15 protein-coding genes and 6 pseudogenes are annotated in these 20,438 nt (G+C 65.5%); 4 read left to right on the top strand and 17 right to left on the bottom strand.

The window, feature by feature from the left end; genetic code table 11:
• Positions 1 to 30 precede the first annotated feature (30 nt).
• The 11 genes and pseudogenes from G6N54_RS20105 to G6N54_RS20055 all read right to left on the bottom strand — a co-directional run.
• A pseudogene (locus tag G6N54_RS20105) lies at positions 31 to 568 on the bottom strand (carboxymuconolactone decarboxylase family protein); the annotation flags it as partial.
• A pseudogene (locus G6N54_RS20100) lies at positions 569 to 1,341 on the bottom strand (TauD/TfdA dioxygenase family protein). It abuts the pseudogene before it with no gap.
• 104 nt (positions 1,342 to 1,445) lie between these two features.
• Positions 1,446 to 1,781, bottom strand: coding sequence for a hypothetical protein (locus G6N54_RS20095; RefSeq protein ID WP_276057070.1), 336 nt, complete (start codon positions 1,779 to 1,781; stop codon positions 1,446 to 1,448).
• Between the two features lie 2 nt (positions 1,782 to 1,783).
• Positions 1,784 to 3,046 carry an aromatic ring-hydroxylating oxygenase subunit alpha gene (locus G6N54_RS20090; RefSeq protein WP_163791598.1) on the bottom strand — a complete coding sequence of 421 codons (1,263 nt, stop codon included), beginning with the start codon at positions 3,044 to 3,046 and terminating at the stop codon, positions 1,784 to 1,786.
• A 40-nt stretch (positions 3,047 to 3,086) separates the two neighbouring features.
• Complete coding sequence (locus tag G6N54_RS20085; protein WP_163791597.1) at positions 3,087 to 3,830, bottom strand: SDR family NAD(P)-dependent oxidoreductase; 744 nt, start codon at positions 3,828 to 3,830, stop codon at positions 3,087 to 3,089.
• A pseudogene (locus tag G6N54_RS20080) lies at positions 3,827 to 4,126 on the bottom strand (2Fe-2S iron-sulfur cluster-binding protein); the annotation flags it as partial. The gene G6N54_RS20085 and the pseudogene G6N54_RS20080, both read right to left, overlap by 4 nt.
• Before the next feature lie 59 nt (positions 4,127 to 4,185).
• Positions 4,186 to 4,641, bottom strand: coding sequence for a MarR family winged helix-turn-helix transcriptional regulator (locus G6N54_RS20075; RefSeq protein WP_163791595.1), 456 nt, complete (start codon positions 4,639 to 4,641; stop codon positions 4,186 to 4,188).
• Between the two features lie 12 nt (positions 4,642 to 4,653).
• A pseudogene (locus tag G6N54_RS20070) lies at positions 4,654 to 5,511 on the bottom strand (amidohydrolase family protein).
• Positions 5,508 to 5,846 (bottom strand): hypothetical protein, encoded by a 339-nt coding sequence (locus G6N54_RS20065; RefSeq protein WP_179969096.1) that lies wholly within the window; start codon positions 5,844 to 5,846, stop codon positions 5,508 to 5,510. The pseudogene G6N54_RS20070 and the gene G6N54_RS20065 overlap by 4 nt, the downstream one beginning before the upstream one ends.
• Positions 5,843 to 7,111, bottom strand: coding sequence for an aromatic ring-hydroxylating oxygenase subunit alpha (locus G6N54_RS20060; protein WP_163791593.1), 1,269 nt, complete (start codon positions 7,109 to 7,111; stop codon positions 5,843 to 5,845). The genes G6N54_RS20065 and G6N54_RS20060 overlap by 4 nt, the downstream gene beginning before the upstream one ends.
• Before the next feature lie 554 nt (positions 7,112 to 7,665).
• The gene (locus G6N54_RS20055) at positions 7,666 to 8,433 is read right to left on the bottom strand and encodes a DUF2637 domain-containing protein (RefSeq protein WP_163791592.1); all 768 of its coding nucleotides are present in this window, start codon (positions 8,431 to 8,433) and stop codon (positions 7,666 to 7,668) included.
• Here G6N54_RS20055 and G6N54_RS20050 point away from each other — a divergent pair, their 5' ends adjacent.
• Complete coding sequence (locus G6N54_RS20050) at positions 8,434 to 8,658, top strand: hypothetical protein (protein WP_163791591.1); 225 nt, start codon at positions 8,434 to 8,436, stop codon at positions 8,656 to 8,658. It begins immediately after the preceding gene.
• Between the two features lie 336 nt (positions 8,659 to 8,994).
• Here the strand turns inward: G6N54_RS20050 and G6N54_RS20045 are convergent, their stop codons facing one another.
• From G6N54_RS20045 to G6N54_RS20030, 5 genes and pseudogenes are all read right to left on the bottom strand, one after another.
• The gene (locus G6N54_RS20045; RefSeq protein ID WP_163791590.1) at positions 8,995 to 9,690 is read right to left on the bottom strand and encodes a type 1 glutamine amidotransferase domain-containing protein; all 696 of its coding nucleotides are present in this window, start codon (positions 9,688 to 9,690) and stop codon (positions 8,995 to 8,997) included.
• Between the two features lie 63 nt (positions 9,691 to 9,753).
• Positions 9,754 to 9,909: a hypothetical protein gene (locus tag G6N54_RS29595; RefSeq protein ID WP_170313067.1), complete on the bottom strand. Its 156-nt coding sequence runs from the start codon at positions 9,907 to 9,909 to the stop codon at positions 9,754 to 9,756.
• An 82-nt stretch (positions 9,910 to 9,991) separates the two neighbouring features.
• Positions 9,992 to 10,899: pseudogene (locus tag G6N54_RS20040) on the bottom strand (HpcH/HpaI aldolase/citrate lyase family protein).
• Positions 10,900 to 10,918: 19 nt separating this feature from the next.
• Positions 10,919 to 12,103 carry a CaiB/BaiF CoA transferase family protein gene (locus G6N54_RS20035; protein WP_163794854.1) on the bottom strand — a complete coding sequence of 395 codons (1,185 nt, stop codon included), beginning with the start codon at positions 12,101 to 12,103 and terminating at the stop codon, positions 10,919 to 10,921.
• Positions 12,096 to 13,419 (bottom strand): annotated as a pseudogene (locus G6N54_RS20030) (LLM class flavin-dependent oxidoreductase). The gene G6N54_RS20035 and the pseudogene G6N54_RS20030 overlap by 8 nt, the downstream one beginning before the upstream one ends.
• Before the next feature lie 67 nt (positions 13,420 to 13,486).
• Between G6N54_RS20030 and G6N54_RS20025 the strand changes: the two are divergent.
• From G6N54_RS20025 to G6N54_RS20015, 3 genes are all read left to right on the top strand, one after another.
• A complete protein-coding gene (locus G6N54_RS20025; RefSeq protein ID WP_163791589.1) occupies positions 13,487 to 14,146 on the top strand; it encodes a GntR family transcriptional regulator in 660 nt (219 codons plus the stop codon).
• Positions 14,147 to 14,215: 69 nt separating this feature from the next.
• A complete protein-coding gene (locus G6N54_RS20020; protein ID WP_232072897.1) occupies positions 14,216 to 18,157 on the top strand; it encodes a Pls/PosA family non-ribosomal peptide synthetase in 3,942 nt (1,313 codons plus the stop codon).
• Positions 18,154 to 19,479, top strand: coding sequence for a M1 family metallopeptidase (locus G6N54_RS20015; RefSeq protein WP_163791588.1), 1,326 nt, complete (start codon positions 18,154 to 18,156; stop codon positions 19,477 to 19,479). Before G6N54_RS20020 ends, G6N54_RS20015 begins: the two co-directional genes overlap by 4 nt.
• Here G6N54_RS20015 and G6N54_RS20010 read toward each other — a convergent pair.
• On the bottom strand, positions 19,472 to 20,437 hold the full coding sequence (locus G6N54_RS20010; RefSeq protein WP_163791587.1) for an LLM class flavin-dependent oxidoreductase: 966 nt from the start codon (positions 20,435 to 20,437) through the stop codon (positions 19,472 to 19,474). The two genes, G6N54_RS20015 and G6N54_RS20010, sit on opposite strands and share 8 nt — an antisense overlap.
• Position 20,438: the final 1 nt, after the last annotated feature.

The raw sequence follows: 20,438 nt of genomic DNA, 5'->3' as shown, positions 1-20,438 counted from the left end.
GTTCGCCAATCCGATCGCGGTGTGCCACAGTTCCTCATCTTGGATGCCAAAGGCGTTGACCGCCATGGCCAGCAGGTAGTAGCCGCCGATCGTGAACACCAGGTCCATGCGCTGGGCGTCGGTGAAGTGGCGGCCGAGCTCATCCCAGGCGGGTGTGGCGATGGTGCCGGTGTCCACCAGGTCATCGACCGCGGCAAGCACCGACTGGTCGGCGTCGTCGCCGAGTTGCCCGTCGCGAATGGCGTCGGTCTCGACGGCGCTCAGACCCGCCCGGCGGGCGATCGGGAGATGATGTGACCACAGGTAGTCGCAGTTGCGCCGGTGCACCGCCCGCAGCAACGCCATCTCGCGTACCCGCGGCGAAAGCGTGGACCCGTTGAGCAGATGTGTTGAACGGCAGATACGCCCGCGTCAGGTCGGGATGGCGCACCAGGGTCGACAAGATATTGCCGGCGCCCTTGGGGCTGGCCCGCTCGGCGGGAATCAGGGAGGCGATGGCGCGCCGGCTGCGGTCATCCCATTCGTCGGCCGGCAGCGGGGTAAGCCGCGGCGCGGGTTGATCGGCCATCTACTGGATCGGCTCATCACCGAGCACGGTCGTGCGCAGCATCAGACGCTCCGAGTCCGGCGCATAGGGGGCGGCCCGATGCAGCACGCCTCGGTTGTCCCAGATGACGGTGTCGCCGACCGACCAGCTGTGGCTGTAGACCTTGTCGGGCACCGTTGCGCGGTCGAGCAGCTCGGCCAGCAGGGCGCGGCCTTCGCCGAGGTCCATGCCCACCACGTAGTCGGCGGAAGCCCCCAGCACCAACGACTTACGGCCGCTGCGATGCGTCCACACCAGCGGGTGTTCGTGCGTGCGGCGAGATCGCCACTGCGCCAACTGCTCCGGAGCGGGTTTGGAGTGATGCGCCGCTGGGAGGCCTCCAGCGAGTGCACCACTCGCAACGAGCTGTACCGTTCTTTTTCGTCGTCGGTCAGCGCGTCGTGCGCCGCGTAGGAGGAGGCGAATTCGGTTTCGCCGCCGCGCTCGGCGACCTGCTTGGCGGACAGGACGGTGGCCTTTTGCGGGTAGTCGTCGCCGGTGGGCGTGCAGCCGTCGATGTGCCAGTCGAACGTCCCCCTGAGGTAGGCCGCCGAGGAGTTCTTCGACTTGTCCAGCGTGACCGGGTAGATGCCGGCGACCGAGTGATGGCCGTCCGAGGAGTAGTCGATGGCGCCGAGGCGGTGGCAGAACTCCACCTGGGTTTCGGGGTCGAGGTGCAGCCCGGGAAACACCAGAACGCCGTTGTCCCCCAACGCATCCAGGATGGCCTCGCCGACCGGGTCGTCGGCAGCCAGGTGGGCGGGGTCTAGGCCGGTAACCTCGGCGCCGACCGAGCCGCTGAGCTTGGTGATGGTAAGCAGACTCATGGTCTGGCCTTTCCTGCGTGATCCGGTGGATATCAGGGCACGGGTTCGTCGGTGCGGATCATCACCGCGTCGGCCGCATCCGTCGGGGCGGGCTGATGCATGACCTCGACGGCCATGGCGACCATGACCAGGGAATAGATCATGTGCAGCAGGTTGACCGCATCGTCGGGCAAGTCCTTGAGCGTGAACTTGTCGCAGTACTCGATGGCCTCTTCGAGGCGCGGGAAGAATGCGTCATGGAACGCGTGCATGTCGGCCATACTGCTGGCCATCCGCGCGTTCCAGCGTTCGGTTTCGGTGGCCAGGCACCAGATTTGGGCGTAGCCCTCCAGCTCGGCGAATCCGGTGGGTAGCAAGGTATCCGGCATGGTCACACTCCGACCGGGGCTTTTTCGCGGCGGTAAGCCTCGACCCACTCCACGGCGGTCTTGTGCAGATGACGTACCAGGATCTCCTGGTCGTTGAGCGGGAACTCGTCGACGACGCCGTACTCTAGCGCGGCCTGCGTGCCGCCGAGCATGCCCGCGTCCTGCAGCGCGAAATCCTTGAGCACCACCGCGGCGACTTCGTGTTCGACGCGCTCGCGCACACTGCGCGCGGGGCTGAAGTAGGTGTAGGCCTCGAACCGGTGGGTGTTGTGGGAGGTGGGCCAGTACCGGTAGAGCAGATACCAGCCACCGTAGATCAGTATCTCGGTGTTGGGGAAGATCTGGAAGTTGCTGATTCCCCAGGGCTCAATGCCACCGGGGTTGAGCCCGGCGGGTAGTTCGCCGATGTCCGGGGTGCGCCAGGGGCCGACGAGTCCACTCTGGGTGGCCCGCTCGATCGGATACATGTACTCCGGCGGCAGCAGCCAGCGCCGTCGCCCCGCCGTCGACACCAGCCGGTGCGGGCCGTCGAGTTGGAAATGGCCGCAAGTGAATCCGGCTTTGGGGTCACGCACCTCCGGCGGCACCTGTTGTGAGTGCAGCGACGGCACGTGGTAGTACTCCTGGAACGCGTCGGCGAAGATCTTCCAGTTGCTGTTGTTGTGCGCGACCCACTCGTAGCGCTCGGTCAGTTTGTCGAAGGGGTAGCCGTCCAGCCCGGCGATCATCGGGCCCAGGAATTCGCGCAGACTCTGCCGCGGCTCGCGATCGAAGTTGATGAAAATGAAGCCATTCCAGATGTCGCAGTGCACCGGGCTCAACCCGTAGTCGGCGATGTCGAGGTCGAAGAACTCCGATTCCTGCTGGACGAATTTCAGCGCGCCGTCAAGATCGTAACGCCAGCCGTGGTACTTGCAGGTGAACTGGCGAGACGTCCCGCGGGTCGCATCGTTGGTAAAGTCGTCCCACACCAGCTTGTTTCCGCGGTGGCGGCAGACATTGTAAAAGGCGCGAATCTGTTCGTCGCGTCCCTTGACCAGGATGACCGAAACCCGGGCAACCTCGATTTCCTTGGTGACGTAGCTCCCGATCCGCGGTAGCTCCTCGACCCGGGCCACGTTGAGCCAGGCGCGTTTGAAGACGGCTTCGCGTTCGGCCTCGAAGAACTCCTTCGAGGTGGAGTCGGCGAAAGAGATATCGCCGGTGCCCAATTCCGGATAGTGCTCGGTCCAGGAGCCCTCAATGGGCCTACCCTCGCGCGTCATCCGAACCTCCTTGTGCCTGAACGCTTTAAGATCCACGACATCACATCACCGCTCCGCCGTTGACGCCGAGCACCTGGCCGGTGATGAAGCCGGCCTCATCGGAGGCCAGGAACCCGACCGCCGCGGCAATGTCGGCCCCGGTCCCCAAATGCCCCAGCGGGATATTGCCGGCGATCTCCTCGTTGGATTTCAGGTATCCCGCGGCCTGCGCCTGGTGCTGCATCGGGGTTTCGATGCCCGAGGGCGGGATGTTGTTCACGGTGATCCCGTGTGGGGCGTACTCGCGGGCCAGCGACTTGGTGAGGGTGATGACCGCACCCTTGGATGCCGCGTAGTGCGCGGCAAACGGCGAGCCCCGCTGCGCGCTGGACGACGAAATCATAACGATCCTGCCCCATTTCGCGGTGACCATGTCCGGCAGCGCGACTTGGCAGCAGTGAAAAGTGCCGGTCAAGTTGACGTCGACGATCTTCGACCAGGACTGCGGGGTGATCTCGGCGAACGGGGAGAATCCGAACATGCCCGCGCTCGTCACCAGCACCGACACCGAGCCCAACTCGCTGCGAACCTTGGCGAAAGCCTGCTCGACGGCGACCCGGTCGGTGACGTCGGCGCCGATACCGATGGCCGTGGTCCCGGCCGCACGCAGATCTTCGGTAACGCGTTGTGCTGCTTGCTGATTGACATCGAGGACGGCGACGTGCAGGCCGCGCCGGCCCAGCTCGTGACAGGTCGCCTCACCCATACCCGAGGCGCCTCCGGTCACCACCGCGACCCTGCTCATTCGTAGACCACCCGCACCGTCGGGCTCGTCGGCAGAGCCTGACACGTTAGCACCCAACCCTCTTGCACCTCGTCGTCTTCAAGCGCATCGTTGTTGAGCATCCGGGCGCATCCCTCGGTCAGCCGGGCCATACATGTTCCGCACGAGCCGACTTCGCAGGACGACGGCGGAGACAGTCCCGCCATCCGCGCGGTCTGCAGCAGGGTATCCCCCGCCGAGTAGGCCACCGTGGTGGTGGACCGATCCAGCTCGATCGTCACCTTTTCGGTGGCGACTCCTGCGTCGGCAGGGCCGGCATACGACGGCGCCCGGGAGACCTGCATGAAGGCAGAGTATCAAGTACTTGCTATTAATCTCAAGTACTGGAGATGTTGCGCTCGGTGAGCTCGTGCCCGGTGCCCTTTTCCACCACCCGACCCAGCAATTCGCGCAGCGTCTCCTGCTCGTCGGTGCTGAGCACGCCGAACACCTTCTCGTGCGCGGCGATGGCGTCGCTGAGCACCTCGGCCACGACATCGCGGCCCTGATCGGTCAGGTAGGCGTTCAAAATGCGCTTGTGCTGAGGGTCTTGTTTGCGTTCGACAAGGCCGCGCCGCTCCAGCGCGGTGAGAGCCAGCTGCACCCCTTGCGGGCTGATCAGCAGGCGCCGAGCGAGCTCGGCACCGGATAACCCGGGCTCGTTGGAGAGCTGACGCAGCACACCGATCTGGGCCGTGCTCACACCGTGCGTACTGATCGCGTCGTTCACGGTGGTCAGCGAGAAGTAGAAGGCCTGCTTGAGTAGCCACAAGATGTTTTCGGTGAGTTCCATGCCCGCTCCGGTCTACTCGGTCGACGTCTTGTAGATCTGGCCGTCCTTCATCACAAAGTAAACGTCAAGTGTGGCGGCGATGTCGCGTGAGGGATCTCCGGGCAACCGCGATGATGTCGGCGAGGTAGCCGGGCGCCAGCCGACCCAGCTCGTGGTCGGCCTCGATGAGTTCTGCCGCGACGACCGTCGCGGCTTTGATGGCTTGCATCGGGGTCATGCCGCGGTCCAGCCCGGCGCGGTGCTGTGCGACATGACGCCGCCGGATGCCGACACCTTGATCAGCTTTGCGCCGTGCCGAATCTGGTAGCGAACACAGGCGATAACGTCGGGCACGCCGTTGGCGATGCCCTCGGCGACCGACAACGGCATGACGCCCGGCGCCAACCGCTGGAACACCGTGGGATCGAGATGTCCGCCGTAGGGTGTGACGGCGTGCCCGGCGGGATAGATGCGCGGACCGGTGTGCCAGCCCTGGTCGATGGCGCGCTGCAGCGCTACGTCCAGCAGATAACCACCGGTCTTGACCATCAGCCCAAGGTTGCGCACGGTGGTGAACCCGGCCTCCAGCGTGGTGCGCGCGTTGACGGCGCCACGCAATGTCCGGTAGGCGGGGTCGTCTTGCACGCCGTGCATCTGGGAGGGCAAGCCGTCGGGTCCACCCGGGCCGCCGATGAGCAGGTTGAGTTCCATGTCCATCAAGCCCGGCAACAGCGTGACATCGCCGAGGTCGATGACGCTTGCCGAATCCGGCCCCGGCCCTTCGGGATTGATCGCGGTGATGCGGTTGCCGTCGATCAGCACGACTGCCGGCGAGTGGATCTGACCGGTGTCGACGTCAGCCCAGCGGGCCGCCCGCAGGGTTGTCGTCACGGGACGGGCTCGGACACACAGTCCAGCGTGGCGGCCCCGGAGTCGGGCACGCGTGGCTGCTTCCAGCACTCCACCGGAAACGACACCATGATCATCGAATACAGCAGATGCATCAGGTTGAGGACATCGTCGGGCAGGTCGTCGAGCGTGAACTTGTCGCAGTAGGTCAGCGCTTCCTCGGCGCGCGGGACGATCGCGTCGTAGAACGCCTTCATCTCGGTCATCGAGCTGGCCAGCCTCTTGGCGTAACGCTCCGGTTCGGTGGGCAGACACCACTGCGCGAACGCCTCGAGGTCGGCGAATTCGGTTGGCAGCAAACCAGACATCGTCGTCATACTCCCGCCGTGCTGGTGCGGCGGTAATCCTCGATCCAGGCCGCGGTCTCCTTGTGCAGGTGTCGAATCAGGATCTCCTGGTCGCAGAGCAGGAAGCGGTCGAGCACCTGGGATTCGATCATCGACTGCGTCGCTTCCAACGTATTCGCGTCCTGTAGGCCGAACTCCTTGAACGTCACCGCCGCCAGTTCCTGGGCCACCCGGTCCCGCGGGGTGCGGGGTTTCGGAAAATACAGCGTCCCCTCGAAGATATGGCTGTTGTAGGCGGTCGGCCAGTAGTGGTAGGTCAGATACCAGCCCTGCCCCCAGAATAGGACGACGAAGTTGGGGAAGAGCTGGAACGAATCGAGGCCCCACGGTTCACATTTCGCGGGATTCAGTCCGGGCGGCATGTCGCCCAAGTCCGGCTTGTCCCAGGGGCCGAACAACCCGCTCTGGCAGATGTCCTCCATCGGCTTACGCATCTCCGCGGCCATCTCCCATGCCCGAACGCCCGACGTGCTCACCAGTCGGTGCGGGCCGTCCAGGCGGTAATACGGAGCCTCAAAACCTGCCTCGGCAGCTGCTTTTGAGTACGCGGTCGGCGACTGGTTCGCGTGCAGCACCGGGGCGTGATAGAACTCCTGGAACGCGTCCATGTACAGCTTCCAGTTCGCTTTCACCTCCGATCGGTAAGCCCACCTCGACGTCATTCGATCGAAGGGGTAGCCCTCCAGCCCCGTCACCATCGGCCCCAAAAAGTCCCGCAGCGACTGCTCGGGCTGCTTGGCGAAGTTGACGAAGATGAAGCCTTCCCAAACCTCGCAATGCACCGACACCAGCCCGTAGCGGCTCTTATCGAGGTCGAAGAACTCCTCCTCCTGCTGGACGAAGGTCAGGTTGCCGTCCAGGTCGTAACGCCAGGCGTGGTACTTGCAGGTGAACTGTCGGCACACACCGCGGGTTTCCTCGAGCGGCATGTCGTTCCACACCAGCTTGTTGCCGCGATGGCGGCAGATGTTGTGATACGCCTTGACCTCGCCAGAACCCGTGCGCACCAGGATGATTGAGGTGTTGACGACCTTCAGCTCTTTGGTGAAGTAGCTGCCCTTACGCGGAACCTGCTCGACGCGGCCGACATTCAGCCACGCGCGTTTGAATATCGCGTCCCGCTCCAGGTCGTGGATCCGCGGGCTGATTGAGTCCTCGTAGGACACCGGCGCGGTGCCCAGTTCGGGGTAATGCTGTGTCCAGCTTCCCTCCGACGGCTTGGGAAATCGAGGCATGACCGCACTCCTGTCCGTAGGACTCCGTCGGGCCGACGGTATCTCCTCATGGCGGTAATCGCAAGTAGTTGATACTGGCGCGCCTCGCGCGGGCCCTGGCGGACGTTCGGTGGGCACAGCGGCATCGTCGCGGACGCGACTACAAGACCGGAGTCTGCTAAGCAGGTCTGGCGATGTGACAGCTCGGCTCAAAACTGAAGCCGCTCCAACGCGCGCCGAGACCACGACAGTGGCGGCAGCGCGCAGTCTGACATCCATTCAGGATTCAGCATCCGCGCCGGGTCTGACGCCTTTGCTCGACTCAATGGAGGTGGCTACCCAACCGATAATACACGAATTAACGAAGCATATATGATTAGCCGGATACGCTCTTGTTTAACACACTTCTCTGATGAACGCCCCACTGGGACTGAGGGGTCGGATGAGTTGGTAACCAGTTCGGACCAACCACACCTCGAGGAGTTGAGGAAGGCTCTGCCTGCGGCGTAGTCGAAGGTGGAACATGTTGCGGCAGAGCACCAAATGGACGGGCACCAAAACTGCGGTTTGCCCGCCTACCAACCGCCGCTTGGCCCCGGAGTCAATTGAGCACCCACGAGTCCGCGCTCTTGGATCGGCGACGAGCCGCTGTTGCTCCAGGATTCGATCTGTTCAGTGGGTTGGGGTTGAGCGAGGCTGGGTTCGGCGAAATCGTCAGGCTCGTCAAGCGCTTCGTACGGAATGAATCTCCATAGGATGGACAGCGCATGCGTAGCTCCGACGAGTGCGATCGGCGGCACGCATGCGATCGCGGCATCAAACCACGGTCCCAGCGCTGATTTCGGCATTCCAGAGTTAGGAATCATGGCATGGACCGCGTTACCGCTGACACTGACCAGGGCGCCCACGCCAAGCACCACCCAGAAGTACCGCCGACTGCCGCGCTGCTGGGGGTATGCGGAGAACGCGACCAGCGCCATCGTTGCGAGGATGATCCCACCATCGACGATGACGGGCCAGAGCCACGACAACCGCCCCGGGTACGCGGTGCGCGCCGCCAGATCGCCCAAGGATGCGAACGAGAGGATAAAGCTCGCCGTCGCTATCAGAATCGTAATCGCGACAGCCATCATCCGCGTGGTGCGGACAAGTGACAGTCTTGCCACCTGTTGTTGTAGGCGGTCGCCGCGTTGGCGTGCCATCAGCTGACTCGCGGAGAGCTCTGCGGTCCTTTCCGCAGCTCTCTGGGGTTCCTGCCGCTGCTTCAGCGGGAACGTGGTTAGTGTATTCGCCTGCACACCTTCGCTGTTCGCCCCAATAGGCGCCGCGTCGCTGTCGATCATGTGATCTGCGGTCGCGACAGCCTCAACAGTCGCGCCACCGTCAAACACATCCCCAGCGGCTACCTCACCATCGACCACATCCCCAGCGGCTGCGTCACCGTCGACCACACCCACAGCGGCTACATCGCCCTCGGTGGCTACATCACCGTCGGTGGCTACATCACCCTCGGTGGCTACATCACCCTCGACCACACCCTCGGTGGCCTCATTTTCCGACTCGATTAAAGAGGACATTTCTTTGTGCAGGTCCTTCCCCCCGGGTCACCCCGGACTTGGCTGCGCGACACCGCTGGCGATACTTGGTTCTAGCTCACACTGGCATTGCGCCATCGCGAAGGCCGATCAGTCATCACATCAAGTGCTCGACGAGTACTACGTGAGATACCTCGCGGACCGCTTCTGTGTGTCTGGCCGCCAGATTGCGTGATCACTATGGCATGCGCGGTGCTTCGGCGACAACTCGTCCCTTCATCTTCTGCCCCGCAGAAGATGAACCAGAATCGCTTATTTGCAATGGTTTTCGTAACGGCAAAGCTGTTGACGGACCGCGAACGCCGCCGATCAACGCGGCAGCACTTCGAGTACCTTCTCCGCAAGTGGCCCGGCCGAGGCGGGGTTTTGCCCGGTGTAGAGATTGCGGTCCGACACCGTGAACGGCTTCCACATCTCGCCGCGGACGAAGTCGATGCCCAACTTGACCAGTTCGTCCTCGACCGTCCAGGGAGCCTTCGCGCGGAGTCCCACGCCGTCCTCTTCGTCGTTGGTAAAGGCGGTGACGCGATAGCCCGCGAACGGCGACACCCCGTCGCGGCGAGTGGCCAAGATTGCGGCCGGTGCGTGGCAGACGATCGCCAACGGTTTCCCCGAGGCAAGGGCGGCAACCAGCAGCCGGCCGGAATCCGGATCGCGCCAGAGATCTTCCATCGGGCCGTGGCCACCCGGGTAATAGACGGCGTCGTAATCGTCCAGGCGGGCGTTGGCGAGCTGAATTGGCGCGCGCAGCTCTTCGGCCGAACGCAGGATTCCTTCCAGCTTCTCCGCGATCTCGACGCTCCCGGCCATCGACGGACGCAAACTCATCACGTCGACGTACGGCACCGTGCCGCCGGGCGTGGCCACCACGATCTGGTGGCCCGCCCGGCTGAGCGCGTCGTAGGGTGCGGCGAATTCCTCAGCCCAGTACCCGGTCGGGTGCCGGGTACCGTCCTTGAGCGTCCAGTAACTCGTTGCGCTGACGACGAACAGGATCTTGGCCATGGGATGAACCTACTTCGTCACCGCAACAGCGGCAACGCATCGAAACAGCTTGTGCGCTAAGCGCTAAAACCAGACTTTGCGGCCAGCCACCGGACGTCCGACCGCCCCCAGGATCCACAGGACCACGCCGATAAGCACCGGGATGCCACCGATCGTTTCGAGAATCGGGATGGCGGCGAAGTACCCGATGATCACGAGAATGATGCCTAAGACAATCATGTCGAGCCCCCTTCTATTGGGCGTCAGTAGAATTGGTTAATCATCGGGTTACCCCGGCCGCAGCGCCCTTAATCAGGTATCGCTAGTTGTCGTTGATCAACGCGGCACGTGCCAGCGTCTGCTCCGCCTGCTTCACGTGGGCAGCGTCGACCAGCACGCCGTTGACTCCGACCGCGCCACGGCCCTTTGCCTCGGCCTCCCGGTAAGCGGCGACATTGGCTTCGGCGCGCGCGATCTCATCGGGGGTCGGCGCGTAGACGCCGTTGGCGACGGGTACCTGGTCGGGGTGGATGGCCCACTTGCCGCTGTAGCCGAGCAGGGACGCCCGCCGCGCGTCGCGCTCGTAACCCGACAGGTCGCGGTAGTCGGGATAGGGAGCGTCGATCGCGTCGATGCCGGCGATACGCGCCGCGACGATCACCTTGTTGCGCGCATATGCCCAAAATTCGCCGGGATATTCGCCGAGCGGGACGAAGTTGGTGTCCACCCGCGCACCCTGGGATAGCGAGAAGTCGCCGACCCCGAAGATCAACGCATCCAGGCGAGGGCTGGCGGCCGCGATCTCCTCCGCGTTGGCGAGGCCTTCCACTTCTTCGATCAGTACCTCGAGGCGAATCCGGTTGTTCAGGCAAATTTTCGACTCGAGTTGGGTGAGCAGCACGTCCACCCACCACACATCGCGGGCCGTACGGGCTTTCGGAATGATGACGGTGTCGAGGTTCTCCCCGGCTTTGGTGACGACGTCGATGACGTCGTCGTGACACCACTGGTGTCCAGGCCGTTGATCCGGATGGCGCGTGCGGTGCGTCCCCAGTCGATGTCATTGAGTGCGGTGATCGCCTTGGCGCGAGATTGCACCTTGAATGCCGGGGGGACGGCGTCCTCGAGGTCGAGCAACACCAGATCGGCGCCGCAGCTGGCGGCCTTCTCGAACATGTTGTCATTACTCGCGGGTACCGCGAGTTCGGAACGACGAAGCAGACCAGTCACCGGCAAGAATTTCCTTCTGTCACAACACGCCGCGGGCGTGCAGATCGTCAATCTCGTTAGGAGTCAAGCCGAGTAGCTCGCCGTAGACTTCGCTGTTGTGCTCACCGAGGCCGGGTCCAAGGTGGCGGACCGTCCCGGATGCCGACGAGAAGCGCGGCACGGGGGCCTGCACCGTCATCGCTCCGAGCTGGTCGTCCTCGACCGAGATGAACACCCCGCGATGTGCCAGCTGCTCGTCAGCGACCAGATCGCGGATGTCATAGACGGGGGCCGCGGCAACCTCGTGGGCTTCGAAGGTCTGCATCGCCTCCGAAAGGGTCTTCGTTGCAACCCAATCCGCGGCCACAGTGTCGACCTCACGGGCCCGGGCCAACCGCCGCCGAGGGTCGGAGAAGTCGGGGTCGGACAGCAGGTCGTCTCGGCCGATTGCGCGAAACACCCTTAGCGCCAGCGCAGGTGAGCTGCCGGACATCGCCAGCCATCGTCCGTCCGCGGTGCGATAGGTGTTGCGCGGAGCCGAGATATCCCAGCGGTTGCCGGCTCGCTCGGGCACCAGCCCCAGTTGGTCATAGCCCAGTAGCGTCTGCTCGAGCAGGCGCGACAGCGGGTCGATCAGGTTGACGTCGATCAGTTGCCCCGGCGCACCGTGCACGTCGCGGTGGTACAGCGCCATCATGACCGCGTAGGTGGCGTTCAACGAGGCGACGCCGTCGGCCAACATGAACGGCGGCAGCGTGGGCGGGCCGCCGGCCTGCCCGGTGATGTGCGCGAAGCCGCTCATCGCCTCGCCGAGCGTGCCGAAGCCCGGGCGTTCACTCTTCGGTCCGGTCAGCCCGTATCCGGTGATGTGCAGCATCACGATCTTGTCGTTGACCATCCGAAGGTTCTCGTAATCGAGGCCCCATTTGCGCAACGTCTGCGGCCGGGTGTTGAAGATCGCGACGTCGGCGTGCTCGACCAGCCGACGCACCATCGCCTGTCCTTCTGCGCAGCGCAGGTCCAGCGTGATCGCTCGCTTGTTGCGCGACAAGGACTTCCACATCAGCCCGACGTCCTCGCGCTGATTGCCCCATCCGCGGATCGGATCGCCGTGCCGAGGGTCTTCGACCTTGATCACGTCGGCGCCGAACTCGCCCAGGTATGTCGCGACCAGCGGGGCGGCCGCCAACGTCGCGAGGTCGAGCACTCGCACACCCTCAAGCATTTGCATCGGCACCCACGTGTGCGTTAGACGGCCGTTGCAGTCCAAGGTGTCCCCGTAATGTCGACGACTCGTACTCGGTGCGGAACAGGCCGCGGCGTTGGAGCTCCGGAACCACCATCCGCACGACGTCTTCGAATGCCCCGGGCAGATGCGTTGCCGCCAGGACGAAACCGTCGCAGGCGCGGCTTTCAAACCAGTCCGCCATCTGATCGGCCACCTGCTCGCCGGTGCCGACGAAGCGCGGACCCTGCAGCAGCGTCGCCCGATGGCCGGCCAGATCGCGGACGGTCACAGTGTCGCCGCCGATATGGTTAAGCAGGTTCTGCACCAATCCGCGAATTCCGGAGGACGACGCGATCAGCTCGTCCGTGACGGGATCGTCCAGATCGTGTTGCGCGAAGTCATAATTCATCAACTCCGACAACAATGTCAGCGATGCCGTGGGATGAACCAGTTCATTGAGCAACAGAGCTTCGCGCTCCTTGGCGTGGGCCTCGGACTCGCCCACCACAGCGTAGGCCATCGGGCAGATCCGTACCGAGGCAGGATCACGCCCGGCCTCGGCAATGCGTTGCTTCTGGTCGGCGTAGTGACCGCGCGCGACCTCGATGCCCGGATCGCCGGTGAAGATCAATTCCGCCCAGCGCGAGGCGAATTCACGACCCCGCCCCGAAGAACCGGCCTGGATGACGACCGGCCTGCCTTGCGGGGTGCGGGCACGGTCAGCGGTCCACGGGCGCAGAAGTACTGCCCCACATGGCCCAGCTCATGCACCTTGGCCGGATCTGCATAGTGTCCGCTCCCCCGGTCGTGCAGGATCGCGTCGTCCTCCCAGGTGTCCCAGAGGCCGGTCACGACGTCCATGAATTCGTCGGCACGGTCGTATCGCTCGTCGTGGCCCAGGTGCGTGTCGACACCGAAGTTCTGCGCCTCGCTGTCGTTGACCGAGGTGACCACGTTCCAGGCGGCCCGCCCGCCGGAGAGGTGGTCGAATAGGTGGCGCCCAACCCGATGTGCGACGTGGCGTGAGCCAGCACCCCGAGCACCAACCCCAGGTCCAGCTTGACCGGGCGGGCACCGTAGGACACCGCCTCGTCCACCGACCCGCCGTACACGCCGGGCATCGCCAGGCGGTCGTCGAAGAACATCAGGTCGAAGCAGCCTTCTTCGAGCTGGCGGCCGATCTTGGCGTAGTAGGACGCGTCGAGGTAGCCGTGTTCGGTCGCGGGATGTCGCCACGAACCGGCGTATACCGAGGTGCTGCCCGCCTGCATGAAAGCAACAAGGGCCATCTTGTCCTGCCGTCGAGCAACCATAGTGGAAGCGTAGCATCTGATATTTCAGATATCAAATGTGAGGTGTACTGTTTGATAGCATTCTTGGATGGCTTCGACCCCTGGGATCGACATCGCCGGCACGGTGCGCGAGCGGGCCGCCCGCGAGCTCAGGGACCGCATCCTCACCGGTGCCTTGCCCGCCGGTGCGCGGGTCGACCTCGACGCCATCACCGAGGAGTTCGCGACCAGCCGCACCCCGGTCCGCGAGGCGCTGCTGGAACTGTCCTACGAGGGTTTGGTGCAGGTCGCACCCCGTAGTGGCGTCACCGTGATCGGTATCAGCCCCACCGATGTGATGGACAGTTTCACGATCCTCGGCGTTCTCACCGGACAGGCCGCCGCCTGGGCGGCGCAACGCATCGAACCGGCAGAGCTCGACATGCTGCGCGAGCTCGCCGCCGACGTAGAGGCGCGCTCCCGTGACGACAGCATCGGCGAGGCCAACTGGCACTTCCACCAGAAGATTCACCGCGCCGCACACTCGCCACGGCTGATGACGCAGATCAGGCAGGCCTCTCGGGTGGTGCCGAGCAACTTCCTCACCCTGTTTCCCGACCATGAGAAACATTCGCTCGACGAACACCAGGAGTTGCTCGACGCGCTCGGCGACAAGGACGTCGAGAGATCTCGCACGATTGCCGAACGCCATGTCCTGGACGCGGGGCGCTCACTCGCCGACTGGCTCGAGCAGCGCCGCACCGCCTGAGAGACATCCAGCCCTCACACGCCGCGAGCGCTTGCCGGCGCGGCGCCCGGATTTGAGTATTTTCGTGGGGTGACTTTGCCTTCTGGGCCTGCTATCCCCGCACGAGTCCCAGCGCAGTACACGCTGTCGCCCGCCGCACCGCGCCCCCGCACGCTGATCGACATCCTCTACGAGACCGCCACGCGCTACCCCGATGCGACGGCCATCGACGACGGCACCGTCCAGCTCACCTACAACGAACTGATCGGCGACATCGAGGCCAGCGTGGAATGGCTGGCGGCCCGGGGCATCGGGCGCGGCGACCGGCTCGGGATCCGGATGCCGTCGGGCAGCTACGCGCTGTATGTCGCGATCCTGGCAACGCTGGCGACCGGCGCCGCGTACGTGCCCGTCGACGCCGACGACCCCGACGAACGCGCGGAGTTGGTGTTCGGTGAGGCCGGCGTCGTGGGCGTCATCACCGAGGCGGGTTTGCTCCGCGGCGTCGGCTTGTCGCGCGGGTGGCGGGCCACGGCGCCGTTGGGCCGCGACGACGCCTGGATCATCTTCACGTCCGGATCGACCGGCACGCCGAAGGGTGTCGCGGTGACGCACCGCAGCGCCGCCGCGTTCGTCGATGCCGAAGCGCAGATGTTCTTACAGGACAACCCGATTGGGCCCGGCGATCGGGTATTGGCTGGGCTTTCGGTGGCTTTCGACGCGTCGTGCGAGGAGATGTGGCTGGCCTGGCGCCACGGCGCCTGCCTGGTTCCCGCGCCTCGCTCGCTGGTGCGCAGCGGGATGGACCTGGGGCCATGGCTGGTCACGCGCGACGTGACCGTGGTATCGACGGTGCCGGCGCTGGCCGCACTGTGGCCCAGCGAGGCACTGGAAGCGGTGCGGCTGTTGATCTTTGGCGGTGAGGCCTGCCCGCCGGAGCTAGTCGAGCGGCTCGCCGTCGACGGCCGGGAAGTGTGGAACACCTACGGCCCGACCGAGGCGACGGTGGTCGCGTGCGCGGCGAAACTCGGCGGCCCCGGGCCGATCAGCATCGGGCTGCCGCTGCCCGGCTGGGATCTGGCCGTCGTCGACGGCGACTGCCTGCCGGTCGCCTACGGCGATGTCGGCGAGCTGGTGATCGGCGGCGTGGGGCTGGCCCGCTACCTGGACAAGGAGAAGGACGCCGAAAAGTACGCCGCGATGCCGTCGCTGGGCTGGGCGCGCGCATACCGCAGCGGCGATTTGGTCCGGCTGGAACACGACGGGCTGTATTTCTGCGGCCGCAGCGACGACCAGGTGAAAGTCGGTGGCCGGCGCATCGAGCTGGGTGAGGTCGACTCAGCCCTGGTGCACCTGCCCGGGGTCAGCGGCGGTGCCGCCGCGGTGCGCCACACCGCCACCGGCACAACGGTTTTGGTCGGCTACCTCGTCAGCGCCGATCCGGAATTCGATCTCGGCGAGGCGCGCGCTCGGCTCGCCACGCAGCTTCCGGCCTCGCTGGTGCCGCGGCTGGTTCGGGTCGACGAGCTGCCCACCCGCACGTCGGGCAAGGTGGACCGCGACGCGCTGCCGTGGCCCCCGCCGGGCGGCGAGACCGATCAAGCCGTCGACCTGGGCGGCACAACCGGGTGGCTGGCCGGGTTGTGGCGGGACCTGCTCGGCGCCTTTGAGACAGGACAAGTCGACACCGTCGAGGCGGACTTCTTCGCGCTCGGCGGCGGCTCGCTGGCGGCCGCGCAACTGGTCGCCGTGCTGCGCCAGCAGTACCCCCAGGTCACCGTCGCCGATCTGTACGACCATCCGCGGCTGGGCTCGCTCGCCGGGTTCCTCGACGAACTCGAGGCTCCGCCCGAGATCGCCGAGCGCACAGTCCGGCCGACGCCGTGGCTGACGCGGATCGCGCAGACCCTGCTTGCCGTTCCGTTGGCGACGCTGTCGGCGCTGCCGTGGTTGACGTGGCTTGCATTGGGCAACAACGTCGCTCGCGCGCTGCACGTGGTGCCGTGGACCGTGGCGGTGAACTGGTGGCTGATCGCGGCGGCGTTCGTTGCGTTCGTCACGCCGTTGGGCCGGATGGGCATTGCGGTGCTCTGCGCGCGGATACTGCTGCGGAATGTGTGGCCGGGCACCTACCCCCGCGGCGGGTCGGTGCACCTGAGGATCTGGTTCACCGAACGGCTCGCCGAGGCCAGCGGCGCGCACAACCTGTCCGGGGCGCCGTGGCTGGTGTACTACGCCCGGGCGCTCGGGGCCAATATCGGCAAAGGCGTCGACCTGCATTCGCTGCCGCCGGTCACCGGGTTGCTGACCCTCGGTCACCGCTGCGCGATCGAACCCGAAGTCGACCTATGCGGTTACTGGGTCGACGGGGACGCGTTTCACGTCGGCGAGATCACGATCGGCAACGACGCGACGATCGGTGCCCGCAGCACCTTGCTGCCCGGCGCGGTCGTCGGCAAGAACGCCGATGTGGCACCGGGCGCGGGCGTGCTGGGCAAGATCAAAAACGGCCAATACTGGAAGGGCTCGCCCGCGGTGAAGTCGGGTCGGGTGAACCACCCGTGGCCGGACGAAAGGCCTTCTCGCCGGACACATTGGGTCGCGATGTACGGGCTGACGTCGCTACTGCTGGGGGCGCTGCCGCTGGTCGCGGTGGCGAGCGGCCTCGCGGTGATCGGGGTGGCCGTGCGGCACACGCACCGGCTGTCGCAGGCCGTGGTCCCTGCGCTGCTGTGGACACCGGCTGCCGCACTGGCCGCCCTCGCGGTCTACGCACTGCTGACCGTGCTCGGGGTGCGGGTGTTGTCGCTCGGACTGCGCGCGGGCCATCACCCGGTGCGCAGCCGCGTCGGGTGGCAGTTGTGGGCTACCGAGCGCCTGATGGATGCCGCGCGCAACTACCTGTTCCCGCTGTATGCCAGCCTGCTGACGCCGATGTGGCTGCGACTGCTGGGCGCCAAAGTCGGCCAGGGCACTGAGATCTCGACCGTATTGCTGACGCCGAAGTTCACCGTGATCGAGGACGGCGCATTCCTCGCCGACGACACGATGGTCGCGTCGTACGAGCTGGGCGGCGGGTGGATCTACGCGGCGGCCACGACCGTCGGCAGGCGCGCGTTCCTCGGGAACTCGGGCATCACCCAACCCGGCCGGCGGGTGCCCGACGACGGACTGGTGGCGGTGTTGTCGGCGGCACCGCCCAAGGCCAAGCGCGGCTCGTCCTGGCTGGGCAGCCCACCGATGCGGCTGCGCCGTCGCCCCGACGAGGCCGATACGGCGACCACCTACGACCCGCCGCAGCGGTTGAAGGCCATGCGCGCACTGGTGGAAACGTTCCGGTTGTTGCCGGTGATCGTGTCGGTCGCGATCGGGCTCGCCGTGCTGGGCGGATTGCAGGCGTTGGCGCGGATATTCGGTATCTGGTGGGCGGCACTGGGCAGCGGGCTGGTGCTGCTGGCGGCGGGTGCGATTGCCGGTGGAATCACGATCGTTGCGAAATGGCTTCTGGTCGGCCGGATCCGGGCCAGCGAACATCCGCTCTGGTCGTCGTTCGTCTGGCGAAACGAGGTCGCCGATACGTTCGTCGAAACCGTGGCCGCGCCGTGGTTCGCCCGGGCGGCCAGCGGCACGCCGGCCCTGAATCTGTGGCTGCGCGCGTTGGGCGCCCGCATCGGGCGCGGCGTGTGGTGTGAAACCTATTGGCTCCCCGAGGCAGACCTCGTCACGCTGGGCGACGGGGCGACCGTCAACCGCGGCTGTGTGGTACAGACTCACCTGTTCCACGACCGCATCATGCGAATGGACAGCGTCGTGCTGGAACCCGGTGCGACGCTGGGTCCGCACTGCGTTGCACTGCCCGCCGCGCGGCTCGGCGCCGGCGCGACCGTCGGACCGGCGTCCCTGGTGGTGCGCGGCGACGAGGTGCCGGGATCGACGCGCTGGCAAGGCAATCCGATCAGACCGTGGAATCCCGGCCGCAAGAAAGCACGTAAAGCCGCCTCCGGACGCGGCGATCAGGACACCGCGGCGTGAAAGCGTCCGCCAAGAAGGTGCCGCCGGACGTGATCGACGAATACCTCCCGCAAAACGGCAACCCCGGCTACCAGGTGTCGCGGTACGAGCTGGATCTGGACTACAAGGTCGCGTTGAACCGACTGTCCGGTTCGGCCACGATTACCGCCGTCACGCTGACCGAGTTGCAGCAATTCACACTCGACCTGGCAGGCACGCTGACAGTCTCGAAGGTCTCGGTGAACGGCAAGCGTGTCGACCAGTTCTCCTGTCGTGGCGGCAAATTACGCATATGCCTGGTCTCGAAGCTCGCGACCGGTGCCGCATTGTCGATCGTGGTGCGATACGCCGGTTCGCCGCGGCCGCTTCGTTCGCTGTGGGGCGACGTCGGTTTCGAGGAACTCACCGAAGGCGTACTCGTCGCGGGACAACCCAACGGCGCCGCGTCGTGGTTCCCCTGCAACGACCATCCCAGCGCCAAGGCGGCCTTTCACCTCCAGATCAGCACCGAAAGCCGGTACCGGGTGATCGCCAACGGCCAGCTGCTCTCGCGCCGGGCCCGCGCTTCGCGGACCGTGTGGACCTATGAACAGCGCGAGCCGACGTCGACCTACTTGATCACCCTGCAGATCGGCGACTACGAGATACGGCGGCTCGCCCACACTCCGGTGAAGATCCAGGCCGCTCTGCCAGCGCGGTTGCGCCACGACTTCGATCACGACTTCGCCCGCCAACCCGAGATGATGAACTTGTTCATCGAACTGTTCGGACCGTATCCGCTGGCCGCGGGGTACACCGTCGTGGTCACCGATGATCCGCTGGAGATTCCTCTTGAAGCCCAGGGTGTTTCGATCTTCGGAGCTAACCATTGTGATGGCACGCGGTCCAGCGAACGGCTGATAGCCCACGAACTGGCACACCAGTGGTTCGGTAACTCGGTGACCGCGGGCCAGTGGCGCGACATCTGGCTGCACGAAGGGTTCGCGTGTTACGCGGAGTGGTTGTGGTCGGAGCGCAGCGGCGGCCCCAGCGCCGACGACCTCGCCCGGCTGCACCACACCCAGCTGCGGAGCAAGCCGCAGAACCTGCTGCTGACCGATCCGGGAGCACGCGACATGTTCGACGACCGCGTCTACAAACGCGGCGCGCTGACTCTGCACGCACTGCGCGGACGGCTGGGTGATTCCAATTTCTTCGCGCTGCTAAAAGATTGGACTTCGCGGCATCGGCATGGCAGCGCTGTCACCGCCGACTTCACCGGTTTGGCGGCCAATTACTCCGACGAGCCGCTGCGCCCGTTATGGGAAGCGTGGCTGTATTCGACGGCGGTGCCGGTCAGCTGAGCGCGGGCAGCACGGTGTCGGTCAGCAACTGAACCGACTTCCACGCCTCGTCGACGGGCATGCCGCCGACCAGCGGGTGCAGCACCAGCGGTCCGTAGTCGTCGCTGTCCCGGATTTCGGCGATCAGCTCGTCGGGAGTCAGGAAGCGGTATCGCCCGGACGCTCTGACCTCGTCCAGCGTCCGGACGCCGGGCAGGTGCATCAGGGATCGCTGGTCGGTTGACCACTCCCCGTAAGTGACTGCTTCCCAAAGGATGTGCTCGCCGAGTTCGGCCCACCCTTGGTCGGGATCCTCGTGCAGGTAGATCATTCCGCGATTGATCGGACCGGGCATCAGGATGAACGGCTTGAGACCCGAGTCGGCGCACAGTTCGCGGTAGTAGGCGGCGATGTCGGGCAGATGATCGGCCAGGCTCAGTGGCAGTCCGAATCGCGCCGCGCGCCGCGCCGTGGCGCGCGCACCGCCACCGACGTACAGCGGCGGATGCGGCCGGGTCCAGGTCCCGGTACAGATTCCCGGGCCGGCGCCGGACCAGACCGACAGCATCTGTGCGACCAGGTCGTCCATCAGCGCACCGCGCTGGCCGAAATCCATTCCGAGCGCGTCGTATTCGACGGTGCGGTAGCCCAGTCCCACCGTGGTGTGTAACCGGCCGCGGCTCATGTTGTCCACCAGCGCAATGTCTTCGGCGAGCCGGACCGGGTTCCACAGCGGCCCCAGCGCGCAGTCCACGCTGGCAATCATCGTCGAGGTACGGGCCAGGAACATCGCCGCGGCCATGATCGGATTGCAGCTCCAGCCGTGGCCGGTGGCGTGGTGCTCGTCGACGCTCACCGTCGCGATGCCGTGGGACTCACCCCATTGCGTCATTTCGAGCGCGGCGGACAGGAGCTTGCTCTGGGTGCGCGGTTCTCCGTGCGGGGAGGCGAAGTTGAAGCGCAGCACCGTCAATACCATG

The sequence above is a fragment of the Mycobacterium stomatepiae genome, from assembly GCF_010731715.1.
GTDB classification, from domain to species: domain Bacteria; phylum Actinomycetota; class Actinomycetes; order Mycobacteriales; family Mycobacteriaceae; genus Mycobacterium; species Mycobacterium stomatepiae.
Note: the sequence above shows the minus strand (reverse complement) of the source record. Positions and strands in the feature narration are given on the sequence as shown.

Bases quoted from the DNA above. Each gene is read 5' to 3' on its own strand.
- G6N54_RS20075 (WP_163791595.1), bottom strand. From the start codon at position 4,641: ATGGAACTCACCGAAAACATCTTGTGGCTACTCAAGCAGGCCTTCTAC.
- G6N54_RS20060 (WP_163791593.1), bottom strand. From the start codon at position 7,111: ATGCCTCGATTTCCCAAGCCGTCGGAGGGAAGCTGGACACAGCATTAC.
- G6N54_RS20010 (WP_163791587.1), bottom strand. From the start codon at position 20,437: ATGGTATTGACGGTGCTGCGCTTCAACTTCGCCTCCCCGCACGGAGAA.
- G6N54_RS20025 (WP_163791589.1), top strand. From the start codon at position 13,487: ATGGCTTCGACCCCTGGGATCGACATCGCCGGCACGGTGCGCGAGCGG.
- G6N54_RS20090 (WP_163791598.1), bottom strand. From the start codon at position 3,046: ATGACGCGCGAGGGTAGGCCCATTGAGGGCTCCTGGACCGAGCACTAT.
- G6N54_RS20035 (WP_163794854.1), bottom strand. From the start codon at position 12,103: ATGCTTGAGGGTGTGCGAGTGCTCGACCTCGCGACGTTGGCGGCCGCC.
- G6N54_RS29595 (WP_170313067.1), bottom strand. From the start codon at position 9,909: ATGATTGTCTTAGGCATCATTCTCGTGATCATCGGGTACTTCGCCGCC.
- G6N54_RS20055 (WP_163791592.1), bottom strand. From the start codon at position 8,433: ATGATCGACAGCGACGCGGCGCCTATTGGGGCGAACAGCGAAGGTGTG.
- G6N54_RS20045 (WP_163791590.1), bottom strand. From the start codon at position 9,690: ATGGCCAAGATCCTGTTCGTCGTCAGCGCAACGAGTTACTGGACGCTC.
- G6N54_RS20095 (WP_276057070.1), bottom strand. From the start codon at position 1,781: ATGCCGGATACCTTGCTACCCACCGGATTCGCCGAGCTGGAGGGCTAC.
- G6N54_RS20085 (WP_163791597.1), bottom strand. From the start codon at position 3,830: ATGAGCAGGGTCGCGGTGGTGACCGGAGGCGCCTCGGGTATGGGTGAG.
- G6N54_RS20065 (WP_179969096.1), bottom strand. From the start codon at position 5,846: ATGACGACGATGTCTGGTTTGCTGCCAACCGAATTCGCCGACCTCGAG.